Source organism: Shimia abyssi, assembly GCF_003014475.1.
GTDB classification, from domain to species: Bacteria; Pseudomonadota; Alphaproteobacteria; order Rhodobacterales; family Rhodobacteraceae; genus Shimia; species Shimia abyssi.
Genome location: NZ_PYGJ01000009.1, coordinates 12150 through 36403, shown reverse-complemented (window position 1 = coordinate 36403; position 24254 = coordinate 12150). Strand labels below are relative to the sequence as shown.

Below are 24254 nucleotides of genomic sequence, written 5' to 3'. Positions count from 1 at the left end.
GGCCTATTCTCCACGAGTCTTTCGTAGATGTCTAGCGCCGGGGCTGGGCGGAATTGAGGCACCCTTGTGACCCCAAACCGGCCTTATCGCAGTATTGGTATTTCCGGCGCCTTCTTGCCCTCGGCGGTCAACGCGGGGGGCTGAGGCCCACCTGTGGCCCAATCCAACAGCTCAACCGTGTGCACAATTGGCACCTCGGTCCCGCCGCCAATCTGCATCATGCACCCAATGTTGCCCGCTGCGATAATATCCGGGTTCTTTGCCTCAAGCGTACGCACCTTGCGCGCCTTGAGCTGGCCGGAAATCTCGGGCTGCATCAGGTTGTAGGTCCCGGCAGATCCACAGCAAAGATGGCTGTCTGCGGGTTCGACAACGGTATAGCCGGCTCGTTTCAACAAGTCTTTGGGATAGGTCTTGATCTGCTGGCCATGCTGCAGCGAACAGGCCGCGTGATAAGCAACAACGGTCTCCTTGTTATCGCCTTGGGGCAGGTCCAGTTTCATCAACACCTCGGACACGTCCATCGCGATATCACTGACGCGTTTGGCGTCTGCTGCCAAAGGTTCATTGCGGAACATGAAACCATAATCCTTGATGGTCGTGCCACAGCCGCTGGTATTGATTACAATCGCATCCAGCCCGGCGCCGTCCATCTCCTTGCACCACGCCCGGATATTCTTGGCTGCTGTGCCATGGCTCTCTTTGGTCTTGCCCATGTGATGGGTCAGCGCGCCACAGCAGCCTGCCCCCTCAGCCACCACCACTTCGCAGCCGAGCCGTGTCAACAGGCGGATCGTGGCATCATTGATATCGGTATTGAGCGCCTTTTGCGCGCACCCGGTCATCAACGCCACCCGCATTTTACGTGGTTCTGCTGGGGCAAAGCTCTGGGGATCGTCATTGCGGCTGACTGGTGGGATGTATTTCGGCGCCATATCCAGCATCGCCCTCAGCCGCGCATCGGGCATCAGAAATGCAAAGGGCCGCCCAATCTTGGCCCCTAACAATGCCAAGCGAAACCGTGTCGGATGCGGCAGAATGCGCGCCAGTGTCCAACGCAGCACGCGGTCCATAAAGGGGCGCTTGTAATTCCCTTCGATATATTCGCGCGCGTGATCCACCAGATGCATGTAATGAACACCCGACGGACAGGTTGTCATGCAAGCCAGACAAGACAGGCAGCGATCAATGTGCATGACCGTTTTGGGGTCCGGCACGCGCTCATTCTCCAGCATATCCTTGATCTGATAGATGCGGCCCCGTGGGCTGTCCAGCTCATCCCCCAGCACCTGATAGGTCGGGCAGGTCGCAGTGCAAAACCCGCAATGCACACAAGCGCGCAGGATTTCATTGGCCCGCTCGGTGCCCGGGTCCTGCAATTGTGTTTCGGTGAAATTTGTCTGCATTGCCTTATCCCATCAAGCCGGGGTTGAGGATACTGCGCGGATCGAACTTGGCGCGCAGGCCTTGCGTGATCTTGGCCAACGGTGCGGGTTCCGGGTGGAAAACTGGCACAGTGCCTTTCATCGTGCCCGACCCACGTATTAACGTCGCGTGCCCTTTAAACGGCATCGCGCGCAGGTCGCGCATAATTGGCGTTGCAATCCACACCAACCCGCCGCCCCAATCATAGAGAACGGTCACTTCGGGTGACGTTTCGCGCAATTGCGCAACCAGCGCGGGCGCATCGCTGGGCTTTACCGAAATGCGCCAAATGGCTCCTTCGACTTCATGCAACAACGCCGCATCACGCACCCAGGCCCATCCCGCCTTCAACCGATCAGCATCGCGCTCAACCAGAATTTCCGCTCCAAGTGGAGCCAGCAATTCGACCAACTTGTCAGCGCGATAGCTGACCGACTCCTCCAGCCCTTCAATCCGCAGCATGGTCACCGGATGACCATCCACGCCTGAGGGCGCATGTGCAGCGCCCGTCAGATCATAAGGCGAGCCAAGCGCCATGCTCATCGCTTTCACGGCGTCCGCATCGGACAGACCATTCAACAACACGCAGGCAGCGGTCTCTGGGATGGCCTGCACCTTGAGCGACACTTCACTCAGCACTCCCAGTGTGCCCCAACTGCCGCTCATCAACTTGACCAGATCATAGCCGGTGACATTCTTCATCACCCGACCGCCATTCTTGAGCACGCGCCCCTGCCCATCGACAAACCGCACGCCCAGCGCGCTGTCCCGACAGGCGCCCACCTGTATCCGACGCGGACCAGACACATTGGCCGCCACAACCCCGCCAATGGTCGGCTCACCCGTGGTGCCCAACACCCCACGATGATCCATTGGTTCAAAGGCCAGCCTTTGCCCTTCTGCCGCCAACACCGCTTCAATCTCGGCCAAGGGCGTGCCCGCCCCGGCCACCAGCGTCAGCGCCCCCGGTTCGTAGAGCGTCACGCCGCTGAGCGCGCGGGTCGACAAAACCTCGCCTTCAACTTGCGCGCCAATGTCGCGCGTCCCCCCGCCCATGACCTTCAGCGGCCCTTGTGCGCTCTTGATGCATTCGGCCAAAGCCGCTTCGTTTTCAGGTGTCATGTTTCTCAATGTTCCTAAAATACCCTGGGGTGAATTGGCCAACGGCCAAGAGGGGCAACGCCCCTACTCTGCCGCGATCCGCCGCGCCTCGCTTGAGGCCAGTGGAAACACCTTGGCCGGGTTTAAAAGCCACTGTGGATCAAACACATCCTTGACCGCCATCTGAATGTCGAGATCACCGGGGTCATACTGGGTGGTCATCAGGTCGCGCTTTTCGATGCCCACACCATGTTCCCCGGTCAGGCATCCGCCTACCTCAACGCAGAGCTTCAGAATTTCTGCGCCAAACGCCTCGCATTTCTCAAGGTCGCCGGGCTTGTTGGCATCAAACAGGATCAGCGGATGCATGTTGCCATCGCCTGCATGAAACACGTTGCCGACGTCCAAACCAAACTCCTTGGTCATCTCGGAAATACGTCGCAACACATAGGGCAACTGGCTGACCGGAATGGTGCCGTCCAGACACATATAGTCGTTAATCTGCCCCATCGCGCCAAAGGCGGATTTGCGGCCCAGCCAGATCTTGGCGCTCTCCTCGGCACTGCCGCTTTCGCGCAGCTCTACCGGATTGTGAGTGCGCGCAATTGCAGTAATCCGCTGTAATTGCGCGTCAATTTCTGCGTCACTACCCTCGACCTCGACAATCAACAGCGCCTCGCAATCGGGATAGCCTGCACCGGCGAACGCTTCGGTGGCGCGGATGCAGGGGCGATCCATAAATTCAATCGCAACGGGCAGGATGCCGGATTTGATAATGTCGCTGACACATTGGCCAGCGACCTCATTATCATCAAATCCCATCAGCACAGGCCGCGCGCCTTCAGGCTTGCGCAGGATGCGCAATGTGGCCTCGGTCACCACACCCAGTTGACCTTCGGACCCGCAGATTAGCCCCAAGAGATCAAGCCCGCCCGCATCAAGATGCGCGCCGCCGATCTCGACCACTTCGCCGTCCATCATGACCATCGTAACCCCCATCAGGTTGTTTGTGGTCACACCGTATTTCAGGCAATGCGCGCCGCCCGAATTCATTGCGATGTTGCCCGCGATGGCACATGCCAACTGGCTGGATGGGTCCGGGGCATAGAAGAAATCATTCTCTTCCACTGCACCTGAAACGCTCAGGTTGGTGCGCCCGGTTTGCACCCGGATGATCCGGTTGTCATAGTCTGTTTCCAACACGTCATTCATGCGCGCCACCCCAAGAATGACCGCATCTGCCGTGGGCATCGAGCCACCAGCGAGCGATGTGCCCGCGCCACGCGGGACCACTGGAACACGCTCTTCATGGCACACGCGAAGGACTGCCGATACCTCTTCGGTGGTGGAAGGCAGCACCGCCGCAAGCGGTGGACAGCGATAGGCTGTCAGCGCGTCACACTCATAGGCGCGTGTCTCAACCGGGTCGTCGATCACGGCACTTGGGGGCAAAACACGACGCAACCGCGCAACGATTTCCGCTTTGCGGGAGAGGATCGCGCTGTTGGGTTCTGGCATGTCCATTTTGGTACCTCGCTTGAATTGGTCACTTTTTATAACCAATTTTCGCATCTGGCAAGTCTGATTGTGCCGCGGTAGGGTCAGCCATGACCTGGATTGAACGCTTCTCCCTATTCTCTACGCTGGATCTGGCAGCTTTTTTCTGCCTTTTTTTTGCGTGGATCATTATAGGCCATATTATTGAAAACCCGCTAAAGGGGCGTCCTTCGGTATCGCGGCTGATGGTGCACTATCGGCGGGAGTGGATGCGCAATTTTCTGGATCGCAATCCAAGGGTTTTTGACGCTCAGATCCTTGGTAACCTTCGACAAGGCACTGCTTTTTTTGCGTCAGCGACGATGATCGCGATTGGTGGTGGATTGGCGTTGATTGGGAACGCGGAACAGTTTGCCGGGGTCGCCAGCGATCTGACCCTTGTCAGCGCGCCGGCGATCGTTGTTGAGATCAAAATCGTGGTGATGTTGATCTTTGTCGCCAATGCGTTTCTCAAGTTTGTCTGGGCGCACCGGCTGTTTGGGTATTGTTCAGTTGTCATGTCTGCTGTGCCCAATGATACCAATGATCCCAAAGCCTTAGCCCGGTGCGACACTGCCGCTGAAATCAACATCACAGCCGCACGCAGTTATAACCGGGCGATGCGATCTGTGTATTTCGGGCTGGCCGCGGCGACATGGCACTTTGGCGCGCCTGCGCTTTTGGTTGGTACGATCATCACGGTTTTTGTGCTGTGGCGGCGCGAGTTTGCTTCGCAATCGCGCAATGCGCTTTTGCGGGAACAGCGGGCGGACGGCGTCGTTTCTTAACGGGGCGCAAAACGGCAGAATCAGCAAATCGGAGTAACGTCGGTATTTTGTCGGTATCGCGTCGGTGTGGTGTTCGCAGGCAGAGCACAGAGGCGCAGGTTAGACCATCGCGCGCCAGTGAAACCCATCAGACACCATTTTCAAACACGGTGATACGGCGCACCCGCGAGAATCGATGCCGCGCGGTAAAGCTGCTCAGAGAGCATCACCCGCGCTAGCATATGTGGCCAAACCATTTTACCAAAACTGAGCTTGGCATCTGCCTGAGCCCGCAAAGCAGGATCAATGCCATCCGCCCCGCCAATGACAAAAGCAAGATCCCCGCGCCCATCATCGCGCCAGCGCCCCAGCATATTGGCAAAGTCGGGCGAGCTCATCAGCTTGCCGCGTTCATCCAACGCACAGATGACCGCGCCTTTGGGAATGACACCTTGTAACAAGGGCGCCTCGGCACTCATGCCGCCGCCCTTGCGATCCTCGACCTCGTGCACGGCAACTGGGCCAAGGCCCAGCGCCCGGCCGGTTCGGTCAAACCGTGTGAGATAATCGTCAAGCAGGTCACGCTCGGGGCCGGGCCGCAGCCGACCAACGGCGCAGATATGCACCTTGAGTGCCATTTCTCATTTCTCCCGCTGCGGGGTGCCCCGCAGCACCGGGCGTTCAGGCAGTGCCCGCAGGCATCCACATTTTTTCGAGCTGATAAAACTCGCGCACTTCGGGACGGAAGACATGCACAATCACATCGCCAGTATCGATCAGAACCCAATCGCCGGATTCTTTGCCTTCGACCTTGCTGAGACGACCGAATTCGGATTTCAGGCGGTCCGCCAGCTTTTCCGAAATCGCATTCACCTGACGGGACGAACGGCCCGAGCAGATAACCATGTAATCGCCAATGGCCGTTTTTCCGCGCAGGTCAATCTGCACGACGTCTTCGGCCTTGTCTTCATCGAGAGAGGTCAGGATACGGGCGAGCAACGCTTCGCTTGTCGTATCGGATGTGTCCGAGCTGACGATCGGACGCGTGTCGGTGGCGTTAGCCACGTCTGTATTCAGAGACAGAATTCTGCCCTCCTTGCAACGCACCGTCAGGCCCCGGTGCCGGGCATAGTTTCAAGATAGCACCGCAGATATGACATCTCAACGAAAGGCAACCCCAAATACGCGTATTGTTGCCAAATGTGATGGGTTTGCGGGGGTTTTGAGCGGAGTTTTCCGGATAGGCAAGGCCAGCGGTGGGCAGCGGACGCCGTTTTTGCAAATGTTCGGGCAAAAGACAGGGCGGGGTACGATGCAAGATAAACGACAGTTAGTCAGCTGGGTTCGGCGTCCCCCGTTCCGCCGTTAGCCCCGCTTGTGACTCTTCATCCCCCAGCATCCGTACTTCGCGCTGCGGGAAGGGAAGCGAGATGTCATTCTCATTAAAGGCGTCCCAAAGCGCCAGATAGACATTGCCGCGAATATTGGTCAGCCCGCCGGTCGGGTCCTCGATCCAGAACCGCAGGATATAGTCGACGCTGCTGTCGCCAAAACCGACAATGTGACACACAGGCGTTTTGGGAAATGTCAGTACGCGATCCACGCTTTTGGCGGCCTCGATCGCGATCCGGCGCACGGTATGGGGATCGTCGTTATAGGCAGTGCCAAAATAGATATCGAGCCGCACATACGTGTCGGAATGAGACCAGTTAACCACCTGCCCCGTGATCAGGTCTTCGTTCGGGATTAGGTATTCGCGCCCATCGCGTGTGACCACGCTGACATACCGGGCCGAAAGAGAGTTGATCCAGCCGAATGTCTCGCCCAACGAGATCACGTCACCCGGTTTGATGGATTTGTCGAGCAGGATGATCACACCAGAGACGAGGTTTGACACCACTTTTTGCAAGCCAAAACCAATGCCGACCCCAATTGCGCCGGACAGGAACGCAAACCCGCGCAGATCAAACCCGATGATCCGCAGACCAACAAAAAAGGCCGTGCCATAGAGAAGAACTTGCAGGAATTTGACAAAAAGCACCTGCATTGATGGAGAGATGTCTTCGTTGCTTTTGATGCGCCACGCGGTTTGACGTGACAGGAACCGCACAATGGCAAAGGTCAGGCCCAGCATCAGGATCGCCTGAACCACCATCCAGAGCGTCAGGCGGGTTTCGCCAAATTCGATAGCGATAGAATCCATCAGCTGTGTGGCTTCTTGGGACAGGCCGGTGATGATTAGCGTGACCCATATCCAAGCCCCAAGGCGCAGGAAGGCGCGCAGGGCCGAATTCTGAACCAATCGCACGACCAGCACCACCACCAGCCAAGCGGTGCCAAGGTTTGCCAGCGCCGCCAGCAGATAGGAGCGGCTAGGCCAGGTGATTTCGCGCATGATCAGGACGGTGATCCATGTCACCACCACGAACACCACCAGCGGCATACGCCGGTGCAGCATCATGGCATAGCGATAGCGCCATTTCGGCCAGCCTTCGCGCCCACGCAGCCATTCGCGCATCCGCGGCTGGATAAACCGGGCGATGGCGTAGCTGAGCGCGATGAGAATAAGAGCAATGGCGACCTGATAGGCGTTCCAGGGGCGCAGCAACCCTTCGAGGAAATCTTGGACCTGATCCCAGATCGACAGAGCAATCTCGGTTGTTTCGGTTTCCGGGCCGGTATCATCGACCTGAGCCTCGGCACCGGCGATGCGGTCAAGCTCGGTCGCTTGCGCGTCGGCGGTTGTTGTTTCACTGCCTGAGGCGGTCTCGGTCGAAGTGGTTTCGTCTTCCATTACGTGCATGATGCACGGGAAGGTGCGATGCGGCAACGATTAAGCGATTGCGAGAGTTGCTTGAAGGAATCTCTTGGGCGGTGTATGGCGGGGCCATGAAACGCATCTATGATATCGATGACCGCGCTTTTTTGCCTTGGCGCTTCTTTGGTCAGTCCAAATCTGTCATCGCCGCTCTATGAGCGCGCGGCGCATTTCGTGCGCCCGTTTTTCAAGCCCTAACAGCCAAAACACATGAAACGGAGAGGACCGATGTCCCCCAAGACCCTTTATGACAAGATCTGGGATGCCCATGTCGCGCACGAAGCCGACGACGGCACCTGTTTGCTTTATATCGACCGCCATCTGGTACACGAAGTGACCAGCCCACAGGCGTTTGAAGGCCTGCGTATGAACGGCCGTTCGGTGCGCGCACCGGAAAAGACCATCGCTGTACCAGATCACAACGTGCCCACCACAATGGGCCGCGAAGATGTGACCCAGATGACTGAAGACAGCCGTATTCAGGTCGCCGCGCTGGACACCAATGCCAAGGAATTCGGTATCCACTATTATCCGATGAACGACGTCCGTCAGGGCATCGTGCACATTGTCGGCCCCGAGCAGGGCTGGACCCTGCCCGGCATGACCGTTGTGTGCGGTGACAGCCACACCGCGACTCACGGTGCGTTTGGCGCGCTGGCGCATGGGATTGGGACGTCCGAGGTGGAACATGTTCTGGCAACACAGACGCTGATCCAGAAAAAGTCCAAGAACATGAAGGTCGAGATCACCGGCAAGTTGAAGCCCGGTGTAACCGCCAAGGACATCACGCTGGCCGTGATTGGCGAGACCGGCACAGCGGGTGGCACCGGCTATGTGATCGAGTATTGCGGCGAAGCGATCCGCGATCTGAGCATGGAAGGCCGCATGACCGTCTGTAACATGGCCATCGAAGGCGGCGCGCGCGCCGGTCTGATTGCACCGGACGAGACCACCTATGCCTATTGCAAGGGCCGTGCCCACGCCCCCAAAGGCGGTGCTTGGGAGCAGGCTGTGGAATACTGGAAAACGCTCTTTACCGACGAAGGCGCGCATTTCGACAAGGTTGTCACGCTGAAGGGTGAAGACATTCAACCGGTTGTGACGTGGGGCACCTCGCCCGAGGATGTTCTGCCGATCACTGGTGTTGTTCCAAGCCCTGAAGATTTTGAAGGTGGTAAGGTTGAGGCGGCACGTCGCTCGCTGGACTATATGGGTCTGACACCTGGTCAGAAACTGACCGATATCGAGATCGATACCGTGTTTATTGGATCCTGCACCAACGGTCGCATCGAAGATTTCCGCGCCGTGGCCGAAGTGGTCAAAGGCAAGAAGATCAAAGACGGTATGCGCGCCATGATCGTTCCGGGATCGGGTCTTGTTCGGGCACAGGCCGAAGAAGAGGGTCTGGCGGATATCTTCCGCGAGGCCGGCTTTGAATGGCGGCTTGCCGGGTGTTCCATGTGTCTGGCGATGAACCCGGATCAGCTCTCGGAAGGGGAACGTTGCGCGGCAACGTCGAACCGGAACTTTGAGGGGCGTCAGGGTTATAAGGGCCGGACGCACCTTGTGTCCCCGGCGATGGCAGCAGCGGCGGCGCTGACTGGCAAGCTGACGGATATTCGCGAGTTGATGTGAGGCATGCGCTCCTCCGCCCTAACGGCCGTCCTCGCGAGGGAAGGCCGCAAGGGCTGAAGGAGCTGCCCCCCGAAAGGAAATACGATGGAAAAGTTTGAAAAACTGCAAGGCATCGCGGCCCCTATGCCGCTGGTGAATATCGACACGGACATGATCATCCCCAAGGTGTTCCTGAAGTCGATCAAGCGTACCGGGTTTGGTGCGAACCTATTTGACGAAATGCGGTTCAACCGCGACGGCACCGAGATCCCTGATTTTGTGCTGAACAAGCCGCAATATCGCGACGCAGAGATCCTTGTTGCGGGAGACAACTTTGGCTGCGGGTCAAGCCGCGAACACGCGCCTTGGGCAATTGCCGATTTTGGGATCAAATGCGTTGTGTCAACCTCGTTCGCGGACATCTTCTTTAACAACTGCTTCAAGAACGGCATCTTGCCGGTTGTTCTGCCGCAAGAGCAGGTGGATCTGTTGATGAAAGACGCCGAAAAGGGCGCCAATGCGCGCATGACGGTCGATCTGGAAGCACAGGAAATCACCACGTCTGACGGCGATGTGATCCCGTTCGAGGTGGATGCGTTCAAAAAGCACTGCCTGCTCAATGGTTTGGATGACATTGGTCTGACCATGGAAAAGGCCGACGCCATCGACACGTTCGAGGCACAAGCATCAGCGGCGCGCCCCTGGGCCTGAGCCTCTGCTCAGCAGACAAAACAGGCCGTTCCGATTGGAGCGGCCCTTTTTCTGCCCCCAAGATTGATGCATTCGTGCATCGGTTGAATCTCTGAGCGACGGTCAGAACGGGCCAAGCCGGAACAATGGCTTGAGCACGGCCTGCAAAGGCGGCAGGGTTTCTTCAAACACACGATCCGCGCCTTTTTCACAGGTTATTTTCAGGAGACCTCATGCCACAGAGCCCTACTCTTCCAGCGGTTGCCAGCCTGTGGATCGGCGAGCGGCTTGACTGGCTGCACGAATTGTCGTTGGCCAGCTTTGTGCAGCGCGGTCACGAGGTGACGTTGTTTCATACCGAAGCCAAGGCTCCAGAAGTTCCGTCGGGCGTGCGCACCTGCCCAGTGCAGGAAGTCTGGGATCCGGTCAAGGCGGGCCACACCAAGGCACCACCATCGATGTTGTCGGACCTGTTCCGCCTCTATCTGCTTAAGCAGACAGACATGATGTGGATCGACACAGATATGCTGTGTTATCGCCCGCTACCGAACGATGACTATCATGTCGGGTTTGAACCTCCGGGCACGATCAATGGCGCGGTGCTGCGGCTTCCAAAAACATCAGAGACGTTGAACTATCTGCTGGACCTGTTTGAAGACCCGGAATGTGTGCCACCGTGGTTGGGTAAGAAGGTCAAGGCCGAGGTCGCCGCAGAGCCACCCGGCAAGCGGTTGCTGCGGGCGTTTCGCCTACAACGGCCGTCATTGGGGCCGCGTGCGCTTGACTATGCGTTGAACAAGACCGGCGAAGTCGAGCATGTGCGCGCGCCAGACGTGTTTTACCCCATTCGCGGTATATACGCGGATGTCTTCTTTAGCTGTGCAAGTCAGGATGATCGCTGGATCACTGAAAATACGCTGGCCATACATCTTTATGCCTCGATGGTGCGACGGTATCACACGCTGCATCGGCCTGAGAAAGACAGCTTTATCGCGCGGTTTGCAGACGAAATCGGATTCGACATGAGCGGGTTGAAGCAAGAGAAACGCCTTATCCAGTAGTCAAGCGGATTTGTGCCGGTTCTGGATGTGGTCTCGCCGCTTGGGTCAGAATGTGGCGGAAATGGGGCGGTGATTTGCACCGTAATTTGCACGCACTGTACGTGCGGTTAACATATTGATCGCATGGTATAGACGCGCAGTTTAGCCACTACATCTTGTAGACTATTGGTCTCAATACATAATTCCACGGCGCAAATGATGCTTTCCGGCACCAGTTCAGCGGCTGTGGTTGCGCTTCTTAACCCTGAACCAAACAAAGTCTTGAGCGCGCGCGTGAAAGGCGGCAGGATTAAGGCGAGAATGAGGCACCCCGCCACAAAGCGCGGGATCAAGTTGGAAAAAGATCGCGGCACGTATCGCGACGTCCAGTTTGAAGAGGGAACGGGCAGTGTTAGGACGAATCATAAGCGCTTTGACGCGGGCAATATTGGTAGCGTTGTTGTTTGCAACGCCAGCATTAGTGCTGCCAAACGTCAGCCCGGACGCCGTCGAGATTGTTCTTTTGTTCGCGCTGTTCTCAGCCGGGCTCGTTTTTATCGAGTACTTCTCGGCCTATCCATCGATTGTTGAGTTTCGCTATGCGCCGCCGTTTAATCGGCTGCGATTTCTGGCGATCTTTTTGGCAGTTTTCTGTTTGTCGGTCATCGCACGAGGGCAATACACGCCCAACGCCTTTACATCGTTTTTGCACACGCTGGGTATTGTGGTGGGCGATGCGATTGATTTTCCATATTCGCCGGTACGCCTGATGGTGATCATGCTGCCTGATAATGCGTCGCCGCAATTGATAGAGGCCGTGCGCACATCATCTGGGTTATCGTATCTGATATCGCTAATGGCGCTGGCTATCTTCTATTTTCAGGTGCGTATCCTCGGTTGGCCGGCGCGCAATGGTGCGTTTAATGTCTGGGTGAATCTGCCCTTGTTTGACCCGACTGCCGGCGGGGACGTCCTGCCGCGACTACAACGCGACGGACGCCTTAACATTGCGTTAGGGTTTCTCATGCCATTCTTGATCCCGGCGATCGTGCAGATGATGTCGGATCTGGTTGATCCAATCTATCTGGATGACCCGATGACGTTGATCTGGACGATAAGTGCATGGGCCTTTATTCCGGCGAGCCTGATCATGCGCGGGATGGCAATGACCCGTGTAGCAGAGATGATCCGCGACAATCGGCGGCGCGCCTATGCGGCCGCGCGGGCCTTGCGCACCGCCTGATCTCCGTTTTTGTGCTGGCCTGTCTGGCGCTGCCCGTTTGGGCGGAGCGCGTGCGTGTGGCCAGTTTTGATGTGGAGTTGTCGCGCAAGGGGCCGGGTGTGATGGCGCGCGACATCCTGCGTCGCGATCCTCAGGCAATTGCAGTGGCGCAAGTGGTAGCCCACGTGGCCCCAGACATCTTGATGCTGCAAGGCGTTGATTACGATCACAATTTGCACGGCGCAATGGCGCTGCGCGACCTGATGTCTGAACATGGAATATTTTACCCGCATGCCTTTGCCCTGCCTACGAATGCAGGTGCGGCCAGTGGGATAGATTTGGATGGCGACGGGCGCACCTATGGCCCGCGTGATGCACAGGGGTACGGGCGGTTTTATGGAGATGGCGCGATGGTGTTGTTCTCTCGCTGGCCTATTGCGACAGAGGGGGTACAGGATTTCAGTGCGCTGTTGTGGCGTGATCTGCCCGGCGCGACCTTGCCAGAGGTGGACAATCGCCCCTTTCCAAGCGCCATGGCGCTGGAGGCGCAGCGGTTGTCATCCGTCGGTCACTGGAGCGTTCCTGTGACCGGGCCCGATGGGAAAATGCTGAACTTGCTAACCTTTGCCGCCGGACCACCGGTGTTTGACGGCCCCGAAGATCGAAATGGTTTGCGCAATGCGGATGAGTTGCGGCTGGTGTCGATGATGATGGCGGGCGAGATTGGCAAAGCACCTGAAGGGGCGTTTGTTGTGCTGGGCAATGCAAACCTTGACCCTGATCGTGGTGAAGGGCGGCAAGAGGCGATCCGCGCCCTGCTGAGCGACCGGCGCCTGCAAGATCCGCACGCGGGGATGGGGCCAACTGTCGACTGGACTGACCCGATCCCCGGCAACTTGCGTGTCGATTATGTGCTGCCCTCGGCGGATCTGGCGGTATTTGACGCTGGCGTATTCTGGCCACGCAAAGGGACAGAGGAGCATGCAACCCTTTCACATAAAGGCACCGACGCGAGCAGACACAGGCTGGTCTGGGTTGATCTGGACCTGTGAAGCATGGCCGATTGCGCTGGCCAAAGCCTGTGCAACAGGTGTCGGTTCGAAATCCGGTAGAAGCGTATCAAAGCGTGCGGCGTCAAGGCTGTGCGGTTTATTCCAGAGATAGCGCATCTCCAGCAGATGCCGTGCCAGTTTCCAGAACGGCACGGCAAGACGGATGGCTCGCCAGTTGAACGGTGACAAACCCACGTTTTGACCGGTGATGTCAGAGAGGTGTTTTGCGATTTCTACACCTGTCAGGGTGTAGCCGGGAAAGGGGATATCCTCGAAGTCTGACAGTTTGTCGCGCATCTCCGCAAGCGCGACTGCGGCGCGCGCCATGTCGGGTAGATAGGCCCAGGCATGTGGGATGTCGGTCGCACCGGGATAGACCAGGCGGCCACGGTTGAGTTTTGCGGTCATGATCTTGTCAAACCAATTGCCCGACTCCTGAGTGTCGATGAAATCGCCGCCACGCAATAGGATGGTGCGCACGCCGCTGTCCCGATAGGCGCGCTCCATGCTTTGGCGGTTGCGGCCAAGCGGGTTGGTTGCCAGATGTGGCGTGTCAGCAGACCACGGCGCGGGGGCTTCAGAGCCATAAACATAGACATTGCCGGGTACGATTACCGTAGCATTTACCAGCCGCGCGGCGCGGATAACGGCGGAGTGCAGACGCGGCATTTGTGCGACCCAATCGGGATAGGCTGGGTTCCACGCGTTCACGATGACATCGACGTCATAAACAGCCGTCTCAAGTGTGTCGGTGTGACGATTAAACACGCGCACGTGCCAGCCTGCCGACGAAAACGCAGCCGCAGCATGGCGGCCAAGGCGGCCCGTGGCACCAAGGATCAGGACAGTTTGGGACATGAGCGAGGCTCCTTCTTGTGGGTGTCCTTTAAGCATAGCCATTCATTTTCGTGATACTATTCACTAAAAGTGAAAGTATGGTATTCATTATTGAATGGATACTGCTCTGAACACACTCGACTGGTCGCTGATCCAGTCCTTTCTGGCGGTGGCGCAAGCGGGCACTCTGTCGACGGGTGCGCACAAGCTGGGGATGTCTCAGCCGACACTTGGGCGCCATATCCGCGCACTTGAAGCTCAGCTCGGGGCGGAGCTGTTCCTGCGTCATGCGCGCGGGTTTGAACTCTCGCCTCAAGGTAAAGAGCTGTTGCCGCACGCACAAGCTATGGCGCAGGCCATGCAGGCGTTGGCAATCACGGCGGCAGGGGCACAAACCCGGCTGCAAGGGGACGTGCGCATCGCGACCAGCGTGTTCATGGCCCATCACGCTATGCCCGGCATCATCGCCCAGATGCGCGCAGCGGAGCCGGATATACAAATTGACCTGATCCCGTCGGACGCGTCTGAAAACCTGTTGTTCCGTGAGGCCGACATTGCCGTGCGCATGTACCGCCCGACACAGCTGGACATGATCACCAAACATCTGGGCGATATTCGGTTGGGCATGTTTGCCACGCGCGAGTACTTGTCGCGGCGAGGCAAGCCAGCCACAGCCGAGGAGCTGCGCCACCACGATATAATTGGGTATGACGCCAACGACGATATCATTCGCGAAATGCGCGGCATGGGGATCCCTGCCAGCCGTGACTGGTTTGCGGTGCGCTGTGACAACCAGAGCGCCTATTGGGAACTGGTGCGCGCGGGTTGTGGGCTTGGGTTTTGCCAGGCCGAAATCGCGCGGGCGACGCCGGGAATCGAAGAAGTGGCGTTGGATTTTCCGCTCCCGGTTTTGCCGGTCTGGCTGACGGCGCATGAAACTTTGCGCCACACCCCGCGTATTTCGCGCATTTGGAGCCTGCTTGAAACGGGGTTGCGGGCCTTCGTTTCTTGATCTTTCCGGCAACGCCCGTTAGGGCAAGGCGGACAAATTTTATCAAGAACGGACTGCGCTCATGAGCAACCCCTCGCTTCTCATTCTTGCCGGTGACGGCATTGGCCCCGAAGTCATGGCGCAGGTGCGCCGCATTATTGACTGGTACGGCGAAAACCGTGGCCTGAATTTTGACGTGACCGAGGATCTGGTGGGCGGCGCGGCCTATGACGCGCATGGCGTGCCTCTGACGGACGAGACCATGGCCAAAGCACAAGAAGTGGACGCGGTTCTGCTGGGTGCTGTGGGTGGCCCTGCGTATGACGATCTGGACTTTTCGGTAAAGCCAGAGCGCGGATTGCTGCGTTTGCGCAAAGAGATGGACCTTTACGCCAATCTGCGTCCGGCACAGTGCTTTGATGCGCTGGCGGATTTCTCGTCGCTCAAGACTGACATTGTGGGTGGCCTTGATATCATGATCGTGCGCGAGTTGACCTCGGGTGTGTATTTTGGCGAGCCGCGTGGCATTTTTGAGGAAGGTAACGAGCGTGTCGGTATCAACACCCAGCGTTACACCGAAAGCGAGATTGAACGCGGTGCGCGGGCATCGTTTGAGCTGGCCATGAAGCGCAACAAGAAACTGTGCTCGATGGAAAAAGCCAACGTGATGGAATCGGGTATCCTTTGGCGCGAAGTCGTAACCGAGGTGGCCAAGGATTACCCAGAGGTCGAGCTTTCGCATATGTATGCCGATAACGGCGCGATGCAGCTGGTGCGTGCGCCAAAACAGTTTGACGTGATCTACACCGATAACCTGTTTGGCGATATTCTGTCGGATTGCGCGGCGATGCTGACTGGCAGCCTTGGCATGTTGCCGTCGGCCAGCCTTGGCGCGCCGATGGAGAATGGCCGCCCCAAAGCGATGTATGAACCGGTACACGGTTCGGCACCTGACATTGCTGGTCAGGGCAAGGCCAACCCCAGCGCCTGCATTCTGAGCCTCGCAATGGCACTACGGTATTCGTTTAGTGTAGGTGAAGAGGCTGACCGCCTTGAAGCCGCCGTGGAAAAGGTGCTCGCCGATGGTGTGCGCACAGCCGATCTGATGCAGGCAGATGGCGACGCGCCGGTTTCGACCCAGGAAATGGGTGATGCGGTTTTGGCGGCGCTGGATGCCAGCCTGTAATATGCGGGCACAGCCCCCAAAAATTGCAAAAAGGCGCGGGCAACCGCGCCTTTTTTGTTGATTTCCGCGCCGCTCTGCGCTCCATAGAAGCTACCGCTAACATATCCTGACGGAATTGCATCATGAGCTTGAAAGCCATCCTCCTTGGATTGGCAGGATTTGCCCTGTTTTCAACGCATGATATTGTCGTGCGTTACCTTGGTGGGATTTACTCGCCAATTCAAATTCTGTTTTTCACCAGTCTTTTGTCATTCCCACTGGTCACGTTGATGCTGGTGCGGGACCCCACGTATGGCAACCTGCGCCCGGTGCATCCGTGGTGGGTCGCGCTGCGGTCCTTTGCGATGGCAATGGGCGGGATGTGTGGGTTTTACGCTGTCTCGACGCTCCCGCTGGCCCAGGCGTATTCGATTTTCTTTACTGTGCCGCTATTGATCACCATTCTTGCAATCCCAATTCTGGGCGAGAAAGTCGGTATCCATCGGGCTGGCGCGGTGCTGGTTGGGCTGGTGGGTGTTGTGATCGTGGTGCGCCCCGGTTCGGCGGAACTGGGCCTTGGGCATCTGGCGGCGTTTGGGCTGGTTCTGTTTGCGTCACTGCAATCGATCATTGCCCGCAAGATTGGTCGCGAAGAGCGGCGTGTTGTCATGATGCTGTTTCCGCTGGCGGCGACGTTTGCGGTGATGGGCGGCGGGCTGTGGCTGGTTTATGAACCCATGCCGCTGATTGATCTGGCGGCGATGGGCATCATTGCGCTGCTCGGTTTTGCCGCCGCATTATGTCTTGTGGGTGCGTACACGGTTGGTGACGCGGCCATTGTCGCCCCGATGCAATATTCCCAGATCATCTGGGCCATCTTTTTCGGCTACTTTCTGTATGGCGAATCCGTGGATCAGCAAACGCTGATTGGCGCAGGTATTATCATCACAAGCGGACTTTATGTTGTGGTGCGCGAGGCGTTCGCGGGCACGTCCGATAACACGCCGGTGCTGCGCACACGCAGCCGTGGCTTTGCGCCCGGTGCATTCCGTGTGTCACAGGCACTAAGGAAAAAATAGTACCGCGGTTCTCGGGGCGTAAGGGGAGGAGCGGCAAAGGGCATTCGGCGGAGAACGCCGGGGCCTTGCGTAACAGCTCCAAGAGGATTTAGACGGCTTAGGCAGGTGGGTCGCAGCGCGCGACAATCTGGAAAACGGCGACTTTTGTAGGGAGAACAAACATGTCGGCCAAGATAGCTCTTTTGGGTGCCGGACGTATCGGCAAAGTACACGCACAAGCGATCTGGTATGATCCGGACGCGGAACTGGTGGCAGTTGCCGATGCGTTTGAGAAAGCCGCACAGGCGGTTGCGGATCAATACGGATGCGCTGTGCGAGGGATCGAAGATATTGCCGCCGACGCGACAATCGATGGGGTCATCATTTGCACCCCGACCAACACACATGCCGATCTGATCGAACTTTTTGCAAAGGCGGGCAAAGCCGTGTTTTGCGAAAAACCCATCGACCTGAGCATTACGCGGGTGCGCGAATGCCTGGACGTGGTCAAAGCCGAGAACGCGACGCTTATGCTAGGCTTTAATCGTCGGTTTGACCCGCATTTCCGCGCGCTCAAGGCGCGGGTGGATCAGGGCACATTGGGCAAGGTCGAGCAGGTCACCATCATCTCGCGCGATCCTGGCCTGCCGCCGATGGAATATATTGACGTCTCAGGCGGGATTTTCCGCGATATGACGATCCATGATTTCGACATGGCGCGCTTTTTGTTGGGTGAAGAGGTGGTCTCGGTTCAGGCCAGCGCCTCGGTTCTGGTTGATCCTGAGGTGGCAAATCACGGTGATTTTGACACGGCTTCGGTTATCCTGACCACAGCCAGCGGGCGCCAGTGTACGATCACCAACTCACGCCGCGCCAGTTATGGCTATGATCAGCGCATTGAGGTGTTTGGCGAAAAGGGTCTGGCCGCAGCTGAAAACCAGCGCCCGGTGTCGATCGAGGTGGCTAATGAAACCGGCTATACCCGCCCGCCGCTGCATGATTTTTTCATGACCCGCTATACCGAAGCCTATGCCGCCGAGATCGCCGCATTTGTCGCCACCATTCGCGACAATGCCGCCCCAACGCCAAGTGGTCAGGACGGGCTGATGTCGCTGATCTTGGCCGAAGCGGCGGTGACATCCGTGGCGGAACGTCGAGTGGTCGACGTAGCGGAATTCGGCTAGCATCCGGCAGGGGGCGAGAGAGATGAGCGTGAAAGTCGGGATTTCCCTGATTGCTTGGCAGAACGATGATCTGCCTGAGCTGACCAAGGATTACACCACCGAAGGGGCCATGCGGGATGCCGGCAAGATCGGCTATCTTGGCGTGGAGCGAGGCCGACGGATGCCGGCGGATACAGAGGGGCTTCGTGCTTATCTGGATCGCTATGGCGTGGCGCTGTGCGGTGGGTGGTGTTCCGGCAATCTGATGGTTGCCTCTCTGGCTGAGGAACGCGACGCGATCCGCGAACAGGTGGAACAGTTCGCGGCGCTGAACGCGCCCTGCGTCGTTTATGCCGAATGCTCTAACACCATTCAGGGCGATCAGGGCACGCCCGTGTCCCGCCGCCCCAAGCTGAACCGGGACGAGGTGATGGCCTATGGTGCAAAGCTGTCGGAGCTTGCGAAATGGTCTTCTGATCAAGGTGTTAAGCTGAGCTATCACCACCACATGGGGGCGATGGTGCAGGACGCCGAGGATATCGATTGGCTGATGGATGGGTCGAGCGATGAGCTGACCCTTCTTTATGATACCGGGCATCTGCATTTTGCCGGAGCCGATCCGCTGGCGGTTTTGGACAAATGGGGGCACCGGGTACATCACGTTCATTTCAAGGACGTGCGCCAGCCCGTGCTCGACTGGGTCCAGACGCAGGATCGCAGCTTTCTTGATGGTGTCGCTGCCGGTGTCTATTCCGTGCCGGGCGACCCGGAAGGATGCATTGATTTTCAGGCGATCACTGATCGGTTGGCGGCGATGAACTATCAGGGATGGATCGTTGTTGAGGCGGAACAGAACCCCGCCAAGGCCGATCCTTTTGACTATTCCAAGCTGGGGTATGATCATATCCTGAACATCTGTGGCAAATCGGGCTTGATGGTCGACACCACATTGAAGACAGCGGAGTAAGCGCGATGGCCGATCTTTTGAAAAAGCCGTTTGGTACACGCGGCAAAGTGCACGACATCACCCCCGCATCTGCCGGGTGGCGTTACGTCGGCTTTGGCCTGTATCACTTGCGCGCGGGCGACACGGCGGCCGAGGCCACAGGCGACAACGAGGTGATCCTTGTCATAGTCGAAGGCAAGGCGCGGATCACGGGTGCCGGTCGGGACTGGGGTGTACTGGGCGACCGCATGAACGTGTTCGAAAAGACGCCGCCCCATTGCCTATACCTGCCCAATGGCAGCGATTGGGACGCGGTGGCCGAAACCGATTGCGTGATCGCAGCGTGTGCGGCCCCCGGTAAAGGCGGGCACGAGGCCCGCCGGATTGGCCCGGATGGCATCACGTTGACCGAGCGGGGCAAGGGCGTGAACACGCGTCACATCAATAACATTGCGATGGAAAACGAGGATTATTGCGACAGTCTTTTGGTGACCGAAGTGTTTACGCCAAATGGACATTGGTCATCCTACCCCAGCCATCGTCATGACGAGGATGATTTTCCGCGTATCACGTACCTTGAGGAAACCTATTATCACCGCCTGAACCCGACGGATGGGTTTGGTGTTCAACGGGTCTATACCGATGACGGGCAGTTGGATGAAACCATGGCTGTTAAGGATGGTGACGTGGTGTGTGTGCCACGTGGGCACCACCCTTGCGGTGCGCCTTATGGGTTTGAGATGTATTACCTTAACGTGATGGCAGGCCCGGTGCGCAAATGGCGTTTTGTACCGGCGCCCGAGGTTGAGTGGATCATGGAGCGGGACAGCTAACCCCGACTGCACCCAAAAACTTGATTGAAACCCGCAGGCAGTTTGTGGCTTAAAGCGGCTCCAACAGGCCGATTGACCTTGATGGGGTCATTTGATGCGACCAATGCGCATCCGGCCACTCCGGATCTCGCTTTGAAAGGGCTGGTATATCGAATGGTCGATTTTAAGATAAACCGCTCTGGATTGCGTGGGGACCAAGACAGCCCGGTAACGTTCGAGATTCATGTTCAGCCCGGATTTTCGCATCTGGAGCTGTCGGGTGTGCTGACGGTATTACGAACTGCCAATGACATCCTGAACGATGGGCGCTTTTCCTGGCGCATCACATCCGATGCACCGGGGCTGGTGTCGAGCATCGATACGCTGTTGGTGCGGACCGAACCGTCGATTGCTGATCATTTGCTATCTGACTGTCTGATCGTGGTTGGTGGCGCGGATTGCGCGGCATTTGGCAGCTGGCCAAAAAGGGTGCGTGCCATGCGACGCGACCGACGCCCCGTGATGCTGTTTTCTGAAGCGGCCAGCCAATATATCAAATTTGTCGACCATCCTGACGTCACCCTGACGACCCATTGGCGCGACATGCCGATCCTGACCGAAGCCGGGTTTCGCGGTGAACTGACCACGCGGCTGGGAGAGGTGCATGACGGTGTGATGACCTGCGCAGGTGAAAGCTATGTCATGGAAGCGACCATCCATTTGATTGCCGATTTGGTGGAGCCTGACGCGCTGGGGTTATTGGCCAATCAGCTGCTGATCGAAAACGTACGCGGATTTGAACGGGACCAACCCAAGGGGATCAGCGGCGGTGAGAACTTTCTGGAAAAACGGTTGCGGCAGGCCATCGCCATTATGGAGCGCACCACCGAAGAACCGCAGCAAATCAGCCAGATCGCCAATCAGGTTGGCGTCTCTCCTCGGCAGTTGGAACGGTTGTTCAACCTGCATCTGAACCAGTCTCCGGCAAAGTTCTATCGAACGATCCGGGTAAAACGCGCGCATATCATGATTACCGAAACAAAATTGCGGCTGGCCGAAGTTGCCATTGCATGCGGGTTTGCATCCACATCGTCACTGTCGCAAGCCTATCGCAAAGTCTACGGGCGCACACCAACACAGGCAACCGCGCAGAAGAACTCTCGGAAAAACGGGCGCGCTTAGCGACGGGTTCAGTGTGCCGCGCCCTGCCCGATTTTGGCAAAGCGTTCGTCCAAGGCGCGCGCCAGCTCTTTCAGCGAAGCGCCGCCTTCGCCCATGTAGGGTGCAAAGACAAAGGACGGGGTTTTCCATGACAGGGTTGCGGTTTTGTCAGGGTTTTCGGTGACATAGAACCGGATCGGAGCCTCGATCATTGCGGCAGTTGAGGTGGCGAGTATCTTGACGGCAAAGTCGTTGTTGAACACGCCGACAACCCGGTTTTCGGGGATCTCGATCCCGCGATTGCGCGCAACGCCGGTGGGGCCAGCTTGGGTCACCACGCCCATTTTGTTGGCTTTAACGGCAGCACGCAGATCGCTGAGCAGGGTTTCGTGGGATTTGTCGGTGTTGATTACGACCCAACCCTCGCGCGGTGTGATCTCTTGGGCCAAGACGGGCATGGCGGTGGTGAAGGCGAGAAATAAGGCAAACAAACGCATAGGGCGGTCCCTTTCAAAAGAGGTACCGCCCTACGATCCGCGTGTTTGGCGCGGATGCCAAATCAAAGTTGCGTCACTTGATCAGCTGGCTGCGATCAGTTCAGCCTGAGCCACGATCACTTCGGCCTGTTTGATCGATGCGATATCCACCAGCCGCCCCTTGTAGACGGTTGCGCCTTCGCCATTGGCCTTGGCGGTTTCCATTGCGGCAAGGATTTCGCGCGCTTCGGTTACGGCCTCTTCGGACGGGGTGAAAACTTCGTTTGCCAGCGCGATCTGCTTGGGGTGAATGGCCCATTTGCCCACCATGCCCAAAGTGGCCGAACGTTTGGATTGCGCGATATATCCGTCATCGTCGGAGAAGTCACCGAATGGGCCATCCACAGGCAGCACGCCATGTGTGCGGCAGGCCGCGACAATCGCCGCCTGAGCCCAATGCCAAGGGTCCGACCAATGCTTGGCCCCTTCGCGGATCATGTAATAGTTTTCCTGTGTGCCGCCGATGCCGGTGGTCTGCATTCCCATCGACGCTGCGAAATCCGCCGCGCCAAGGCTCATTGCTTCCAACCGTGGCGAGGAGGCCGCAATCGCCTCGACATGGGCAATGCCCGCCGCAGATTCGATGATGACCTCAAAAGCCACCGGTTTGCTCCGCCCTTTGGCACGTTCAATGGCAGTGACCAATGCGTCAACCGCATAGATGTCTTCGGCGCAGCCTACCTTTGGGATCATAATCATGTCCAAACGCTCGCCTGCCTGCTCCATCAGGTCGACAACGTCGCGATACCAATAGGGCGTGTCCAACCCGTTTATGCGTACAGACACCGTCTTTGTGCCCCAATCGACGGTATTTATGGCCTCGATCGCATTGGCACGGGCCATGTCCTTGTCTGTTGGTGCCACGGAATCTTCGAGGTCGATATTGATCACATCGGCTGCCGAGGCCGCCATTTTGGCAAACAGCTTGGTGTTAGAGGCCGGGCCGAACAGCTGACAACGATTTGGGCGGGCGGGTGCGGCAGGTTGGATGCGGAAGCTCATGTCTTACTCCAAGCAAGGAAATTACGTTTGTGTCTCGCAGAGGGTTATTAAATTACGCCGCAAGCCGCAAGCCAATTTTGCAGATGCAGCAAAATTGCCGCGATGCGGAGTGATTCCGCGAATGGAAACAAAACGGCAGATTAGGTGACTTATTGAAAGAATCTTTCAATGTTGCCGCTATCGACGCGGTATTATTCCCCTATGGGAGTCAAACTTGTTCAGTTTGAGAGGACATTGCGCCCAATTTCAGCAAGAATCTCCGAAAGATGACAGGAGAAATGCGCCATGATTGAAACACCGTATCTGCTATTTCTGGGCGATGCACCCGACCAGCTTGCCGCGAAAGTCGCGATTGGGATCAAGGACTGGCGCCCCGAAAACGCCGTTGGACAGTTCCGCATGGAAGGCTGCGGCGCTGATCTGGGTCTGAATGACATGTCGCTGGTCGAAGCGCGCGAAGCAGGTGCCAAGACGCTGGTGATCGGGGTGGCCAACCGTGGTGGCGTAATCAGCCAAGAGTGGAAAAAGGTGCTGGTGATGGCACTGGAAGAAGGCTTTGACCTTGCCTCCGGCCTGCACAACCTGTTGCGCGACGAGCCTGACCTGGTGGCCGTTGCCGAAGCCACCGGCCGCACCCTGCATGATGTTCGTGTTCCCGAAGTCGACTATCCGATTGCCAACGGCAAGACCCGTACCGGCAAGCGCTGCCTGGCTGTAGGCACCGACTGTTTCGTGGGCAAGATGTATACAGCCCTGTGCATGGACGCCGAAATGCGCGAACGCGGCATGAAGTCGACATTCCGCGCGACCGGTCAGACCGGTATTCTGGTCACTGGCGACGGTGTGCCACTGGATGCCGTGATTGCCGATTTCATGGCCGGGTCGGTTGAGTGGCTGACACCGGATAATGACGCCGATCATTGGGATCATATCGAGGGTCAGGGCAGCCTGTTCCACGTGTCCTATTCCGGTGTGACAATGGCGTTGATCCATGGCGGACAACCCGACGCGCTGGTTCTGGCGCATGAGCCAACAAGGACACACATGCGCGGCCTGCCCGAATACGACCTACCCAGCCTGGAAGAGCTGCGCGATGTTGCTTTGCCGCTGGCACGGCGCGCCAACCCTGCCTGTCAGATCATTGGCATTTCGGTCAACACCCAGCACATGGGTGAAGACGACGCCAAAGCCTATCTGGCGGAGTTGGAAGCGCGTATGGACCTGCCTGCGACAGATCCGTTCCGTTTTGGTGCGGGCAAGCTGGTAGATGCGCTGGCCGCGCTGTAAGACAGACCAATGCCGGGGGCATCCCCCCGGC

General features: G+C 57.7%; 23 protein-coding genes. 14 read left to right on the top strand and 9 right to left on the bottom strand.

Translation table 11 applies throughout. The annotated features are described in order from the left end of the window. Positions 1-83: 83 nt before the first annotated feature. The 3 genes from glcF to CLV88_RS13935 form a co-directional block, all read right to left on the bottom strand. A complete protein-coding gene (gene glcF / locus CLV88_RS13945) occupies positions 84-1406 on the bottom strand; it encodes a glycolate oxidase subunit GlcF (RefSeq protein ID WP_106609027.1) in 1323 nt (440 codons plus the stop codon). A 4-nt stretch (positions 1407-1410) separates the two neighbouring features. Continuing rightward, on the bottom strand, positions 1411-2547 hold the full coding sequence (locus tag CLV88_RS13940; protein WP_106609026.1) for an FAD-binding protein: 1137 nt from the start codon (positions 2545-2547) through the stop codon (positions 1411-1413). 63 nt (positions 2548-2610) lie between these two features. Next, the gene (locus CLV88_RS13935) at positions 2611-4050 is read right to left on the bottom strand and encodes an FAD-linked oxidase C-terminal domain-containing protein (protein WP_106609134.1); all 1440 of its coding nucleotides are present in this window, start codon (positions 4048-4050) and stop codon (positions 2611-2613) included. 83 nt (positions 4051-4133) lie between these two features. Between CLV88_RS13935 and CLV88_RS13930 the strand changes: the two genes are divergently transcribed. Beyond that, positions 4134-4850: a DUF599 domain-containing protein gene (locus tag CLV88_RS13930; RefSeq protein ID WP_106609025.1), complete on the top strand. Its 717-nt coding sequence runs from the start codon at positions 4134-4136 to the stop codon at positions 4848-4850. Between the two features lie 140 nt (positions 4851-4990). On the opposite strand, the gene rlmH is transcribed toward CLV88_RS13930, so the two are convergent. From rlmH to CLV88_RS13915, 3 genes are all read right to left on the bottom strand, one after another. Continuing rightward, positions 4991-5467 carry a 23S rRNA (pseudouridine(1915)-N(3))-methyltransferase RlmH gene (gene rlmH / locus CLV88_RS13925; protein ID WP_106609024.1) on the bottom strand — a complete coding sequence of 159 codons (477 nt, stop codon included), beginning with the start codon at positions 5465-5467 and terminating at the stop codon, positions 4991-4993. Between the two features lie 43 nt (positions 5468-5510). After that, complete coding sequence (gene rsfS, locus CLV88_RS13920; RefSeq protein ID WP_207797067.1) at positions 5511-5894, bottom strand: ribosome silencing factor; 384 nt, start codon at positions 5892-5894, stop codon at positions 5511-5513. A gap of 265 nt (positions 5895-6159) precedes the next feature. Further along, positions 6160-7623 carry a mechanosensitive ion channel family protein gene (locus CLV88_RS13915; RefSeq protein WP_106609023.1) on the bottom strand — a complete coding sequence of 488 codons (1464 nt, stop codon included), beginning with the start codon at positions 7621-7623 and terminating at the stop codon, positions 6160-6162. A 252-nt stretch (positions 7624-7875) separates the two neighbouring features. On the opposite strand from CLV88_RS13915, the gene leuC reads away from it, so the two are divergent. The 5 genes from leuC (at position 7876) to CLV88_RS13890 (ending at position 13265) form a co-directional block, all read left to right on the top strand. Next, on the top strand, positions 7876-9282 hold the full coding sequence (gene leuC, locus CLV88_RS13910) for a 3-isopropylmalate dehydratase large subunit (RefSeq protein WP_106609022.1): 1407 nt from the start codon (positions 7876-7878) through the stop codon (positions 9280-9282). Between the two features lie 84 nt (positions 9283-9366). Beyond that, positions 9367-9972 carry a 3-isopropylmalate dehydratase small subunit gene (gene leuD, locus CLV88_RS13905; RefSeq protein ID WP_106609021.1) on the top strand — a complete coding sequence of 202 codons (606 nt, stop codon included), beginning with the start codon at positions 9367-9369 and terminating at the stop codon, positions 9970-9972. 212 nt (positions 9973-10184) lie between these two features. After that, complete coding sequence (locus CLV88_RS13900; RefSeq protein WP_106609020.1) at positions 10185-11012, top strand: glycosyltransferase family 32 protein; 828 nt, start codon at positions 10185-10187, stop codon at positions 11010-11012. 388 nt (positions 11013-11400) lie between these two features. Next, on the top strand, positions 11401-12234 hold the full coding sequence (locus CLV88_RS23370; RefSeq protein WP_133169969.1) for a hypothetical protein: 834 nt from the start codon (positions 11401-11403) through the stop codon (positions 12232-12234). A 101-nt stretch (positions 12235-12335) separates the two neighbouring features. Beyond that, positions 12336-13265, top strand: a complete 930-nt coding sequence (locus CLV88_RS13890) for an endonuclease/exonuclease/phosphatase family protein (protein WP_243403670.1) — start codon at positions 12336-12338, stop codon at positions 13263-13265. Here the strand turns inward: CLV88_RS13890 and CLV88_RS13885 are convergent. Next, positions 13206-14123 (bottom strand): Rossmann-fold NAD(P)-binding domain-containing protein, encoded by a 918-nt coding sequence (locus tag CLV88_RS13885; protein WP_106609018.1) that lies wholly within the window; start codon positions 14121-14123, stop codon positions 13206-13208. The genes CLV88_RS13890 and CLV88_RS13885 overlap by 60 nt on opposite strands. A gap of 94 nt (positions 14124-14217) precedes the next feature. Between CLV88_RS13885 and CLV88_RS13880 the strand changes: the two genes are divergently transcribed. The 7 genes from CLV88_RS13880 to CLV88_RS13850 all read left to right on the top strand — a co-directional run bounded on the left by CLV88_RS13880 (position 14218) and on the right by CLV88_RS13850 (position 21419). Further along, positions 14218-15114, top strand: a complete 897-nt coding sequence (locus CLV88_RS13880; RefSeq protein ID WP_106609017.1) for a LysR family transcriptional regulator — start codon at positions 14218-14220, stop codon at positions 15112-15114. A gap of 61 nt (positions 15115-15175) precedes the next feature. Further along, a complete protein-coding gene (gene leuB, locus CLV88_RS13875) occupies positions 15176-16279 on the top strand; it encodes a 3-isopropylmalate dehydrogenase (RefSeq protein WP_106609016.1) in 1104 nt (367 codons plus the stop codon). Between the two features lie 122 nt (positions 16280-16401). Next, on the top strand, positions 16402-17337 hold the full coding sequence (locus CLV88_RS13870; RefSeq protein WP_106609015.1) for a DMT family transporter: 936 nt from the start codon (positions 16402-16404) through the stop codon (positions 17335-17337). A 161-nt stretch (positions 17338-17498) separates the two neighbouring features. After that, entirely contained in the window at positions 17499-18500 is a 1002-nt protein-coding gene (gene iolG / locus CLV88_RS13865) for an inositol 2-dehydrogenase (protein ID WP_106609014.1), read from the top strand. 22 nt (positions 18501-18522) lie between these two features. Then, a complete protein-coding gene (gene iolE, locus CLV88_RS13860; protein WP_106609013.1) occupies positions 18523-19446 on the top strand; it encodes a myo-inosose-2 dehydratase in 924 nt (307 codons plus the stop codon). A 5-nt stretch (positions 19447-19451) separates the two neighbouring features. After that, entirely contained in the window at positions 19452-20258 is an 807-nt protein-coding gene (iolB, locus tag CLV88_RS13855; protein ID WP_106609012.1) for a 5-deoxy-glucuronate isomerase, read from the top strand. Positions 20259-20339: 81 nt separating this feature from the next. Next, positions 20340-21419 (top strand): GlxA family transcriptional regulator, encoded by a 1080-nt coding sequence (locus CLV88_RS13850; protein WP_106609011.1) that lies wholly within the window; start codon positions 20340-20342, stop codon positions 21417-21419. A gap of 8 nt (positions 21420-21427) precedes the next feature. On the opposite strand, the gene CLV88_RS13845 is transcribed toward CLV88_RS13850, so the two are convergent. Then, positions 21428-21895, bottom strand: a complete 468-nt coding sequence (locus CLV88_RS13845; protein WP_106609010.1) for a DUF302 domain-containing protein — start codon at positions 21893-21895, stop codon at positions 21428-21430. Between the two features lie 81 nt (positions 21896-21976). Further along, positions 21977-22936, bottom strand: coding sequence for an L-malyl-CoA/beta-methylmalyl-CoA lyase (locus CLV88_RS13840; protein ID WP_106609009.1), 960 nt, complete (start codon positions 22934-22936; stop codon positions 21977-21979). A 285-nt stretch (positions 22937-23221) separates the two neighbouring features. On the opposite strand from CLV88_RS13840, the gene dgcN reads away from it, so the two are divergent. Beyond that, complete coding sequence (dgcN, locus tag CLV88_RS13835; protein ID WP_106609008.1) at positions 23222-24223, top strand: N-acetyltransferase DgcN; 1002 nt, start codon at positions 23222-23224, stop codon at positions 24221-24223. Positions 24224-24254: the final 31 nt, after the last annotated feature.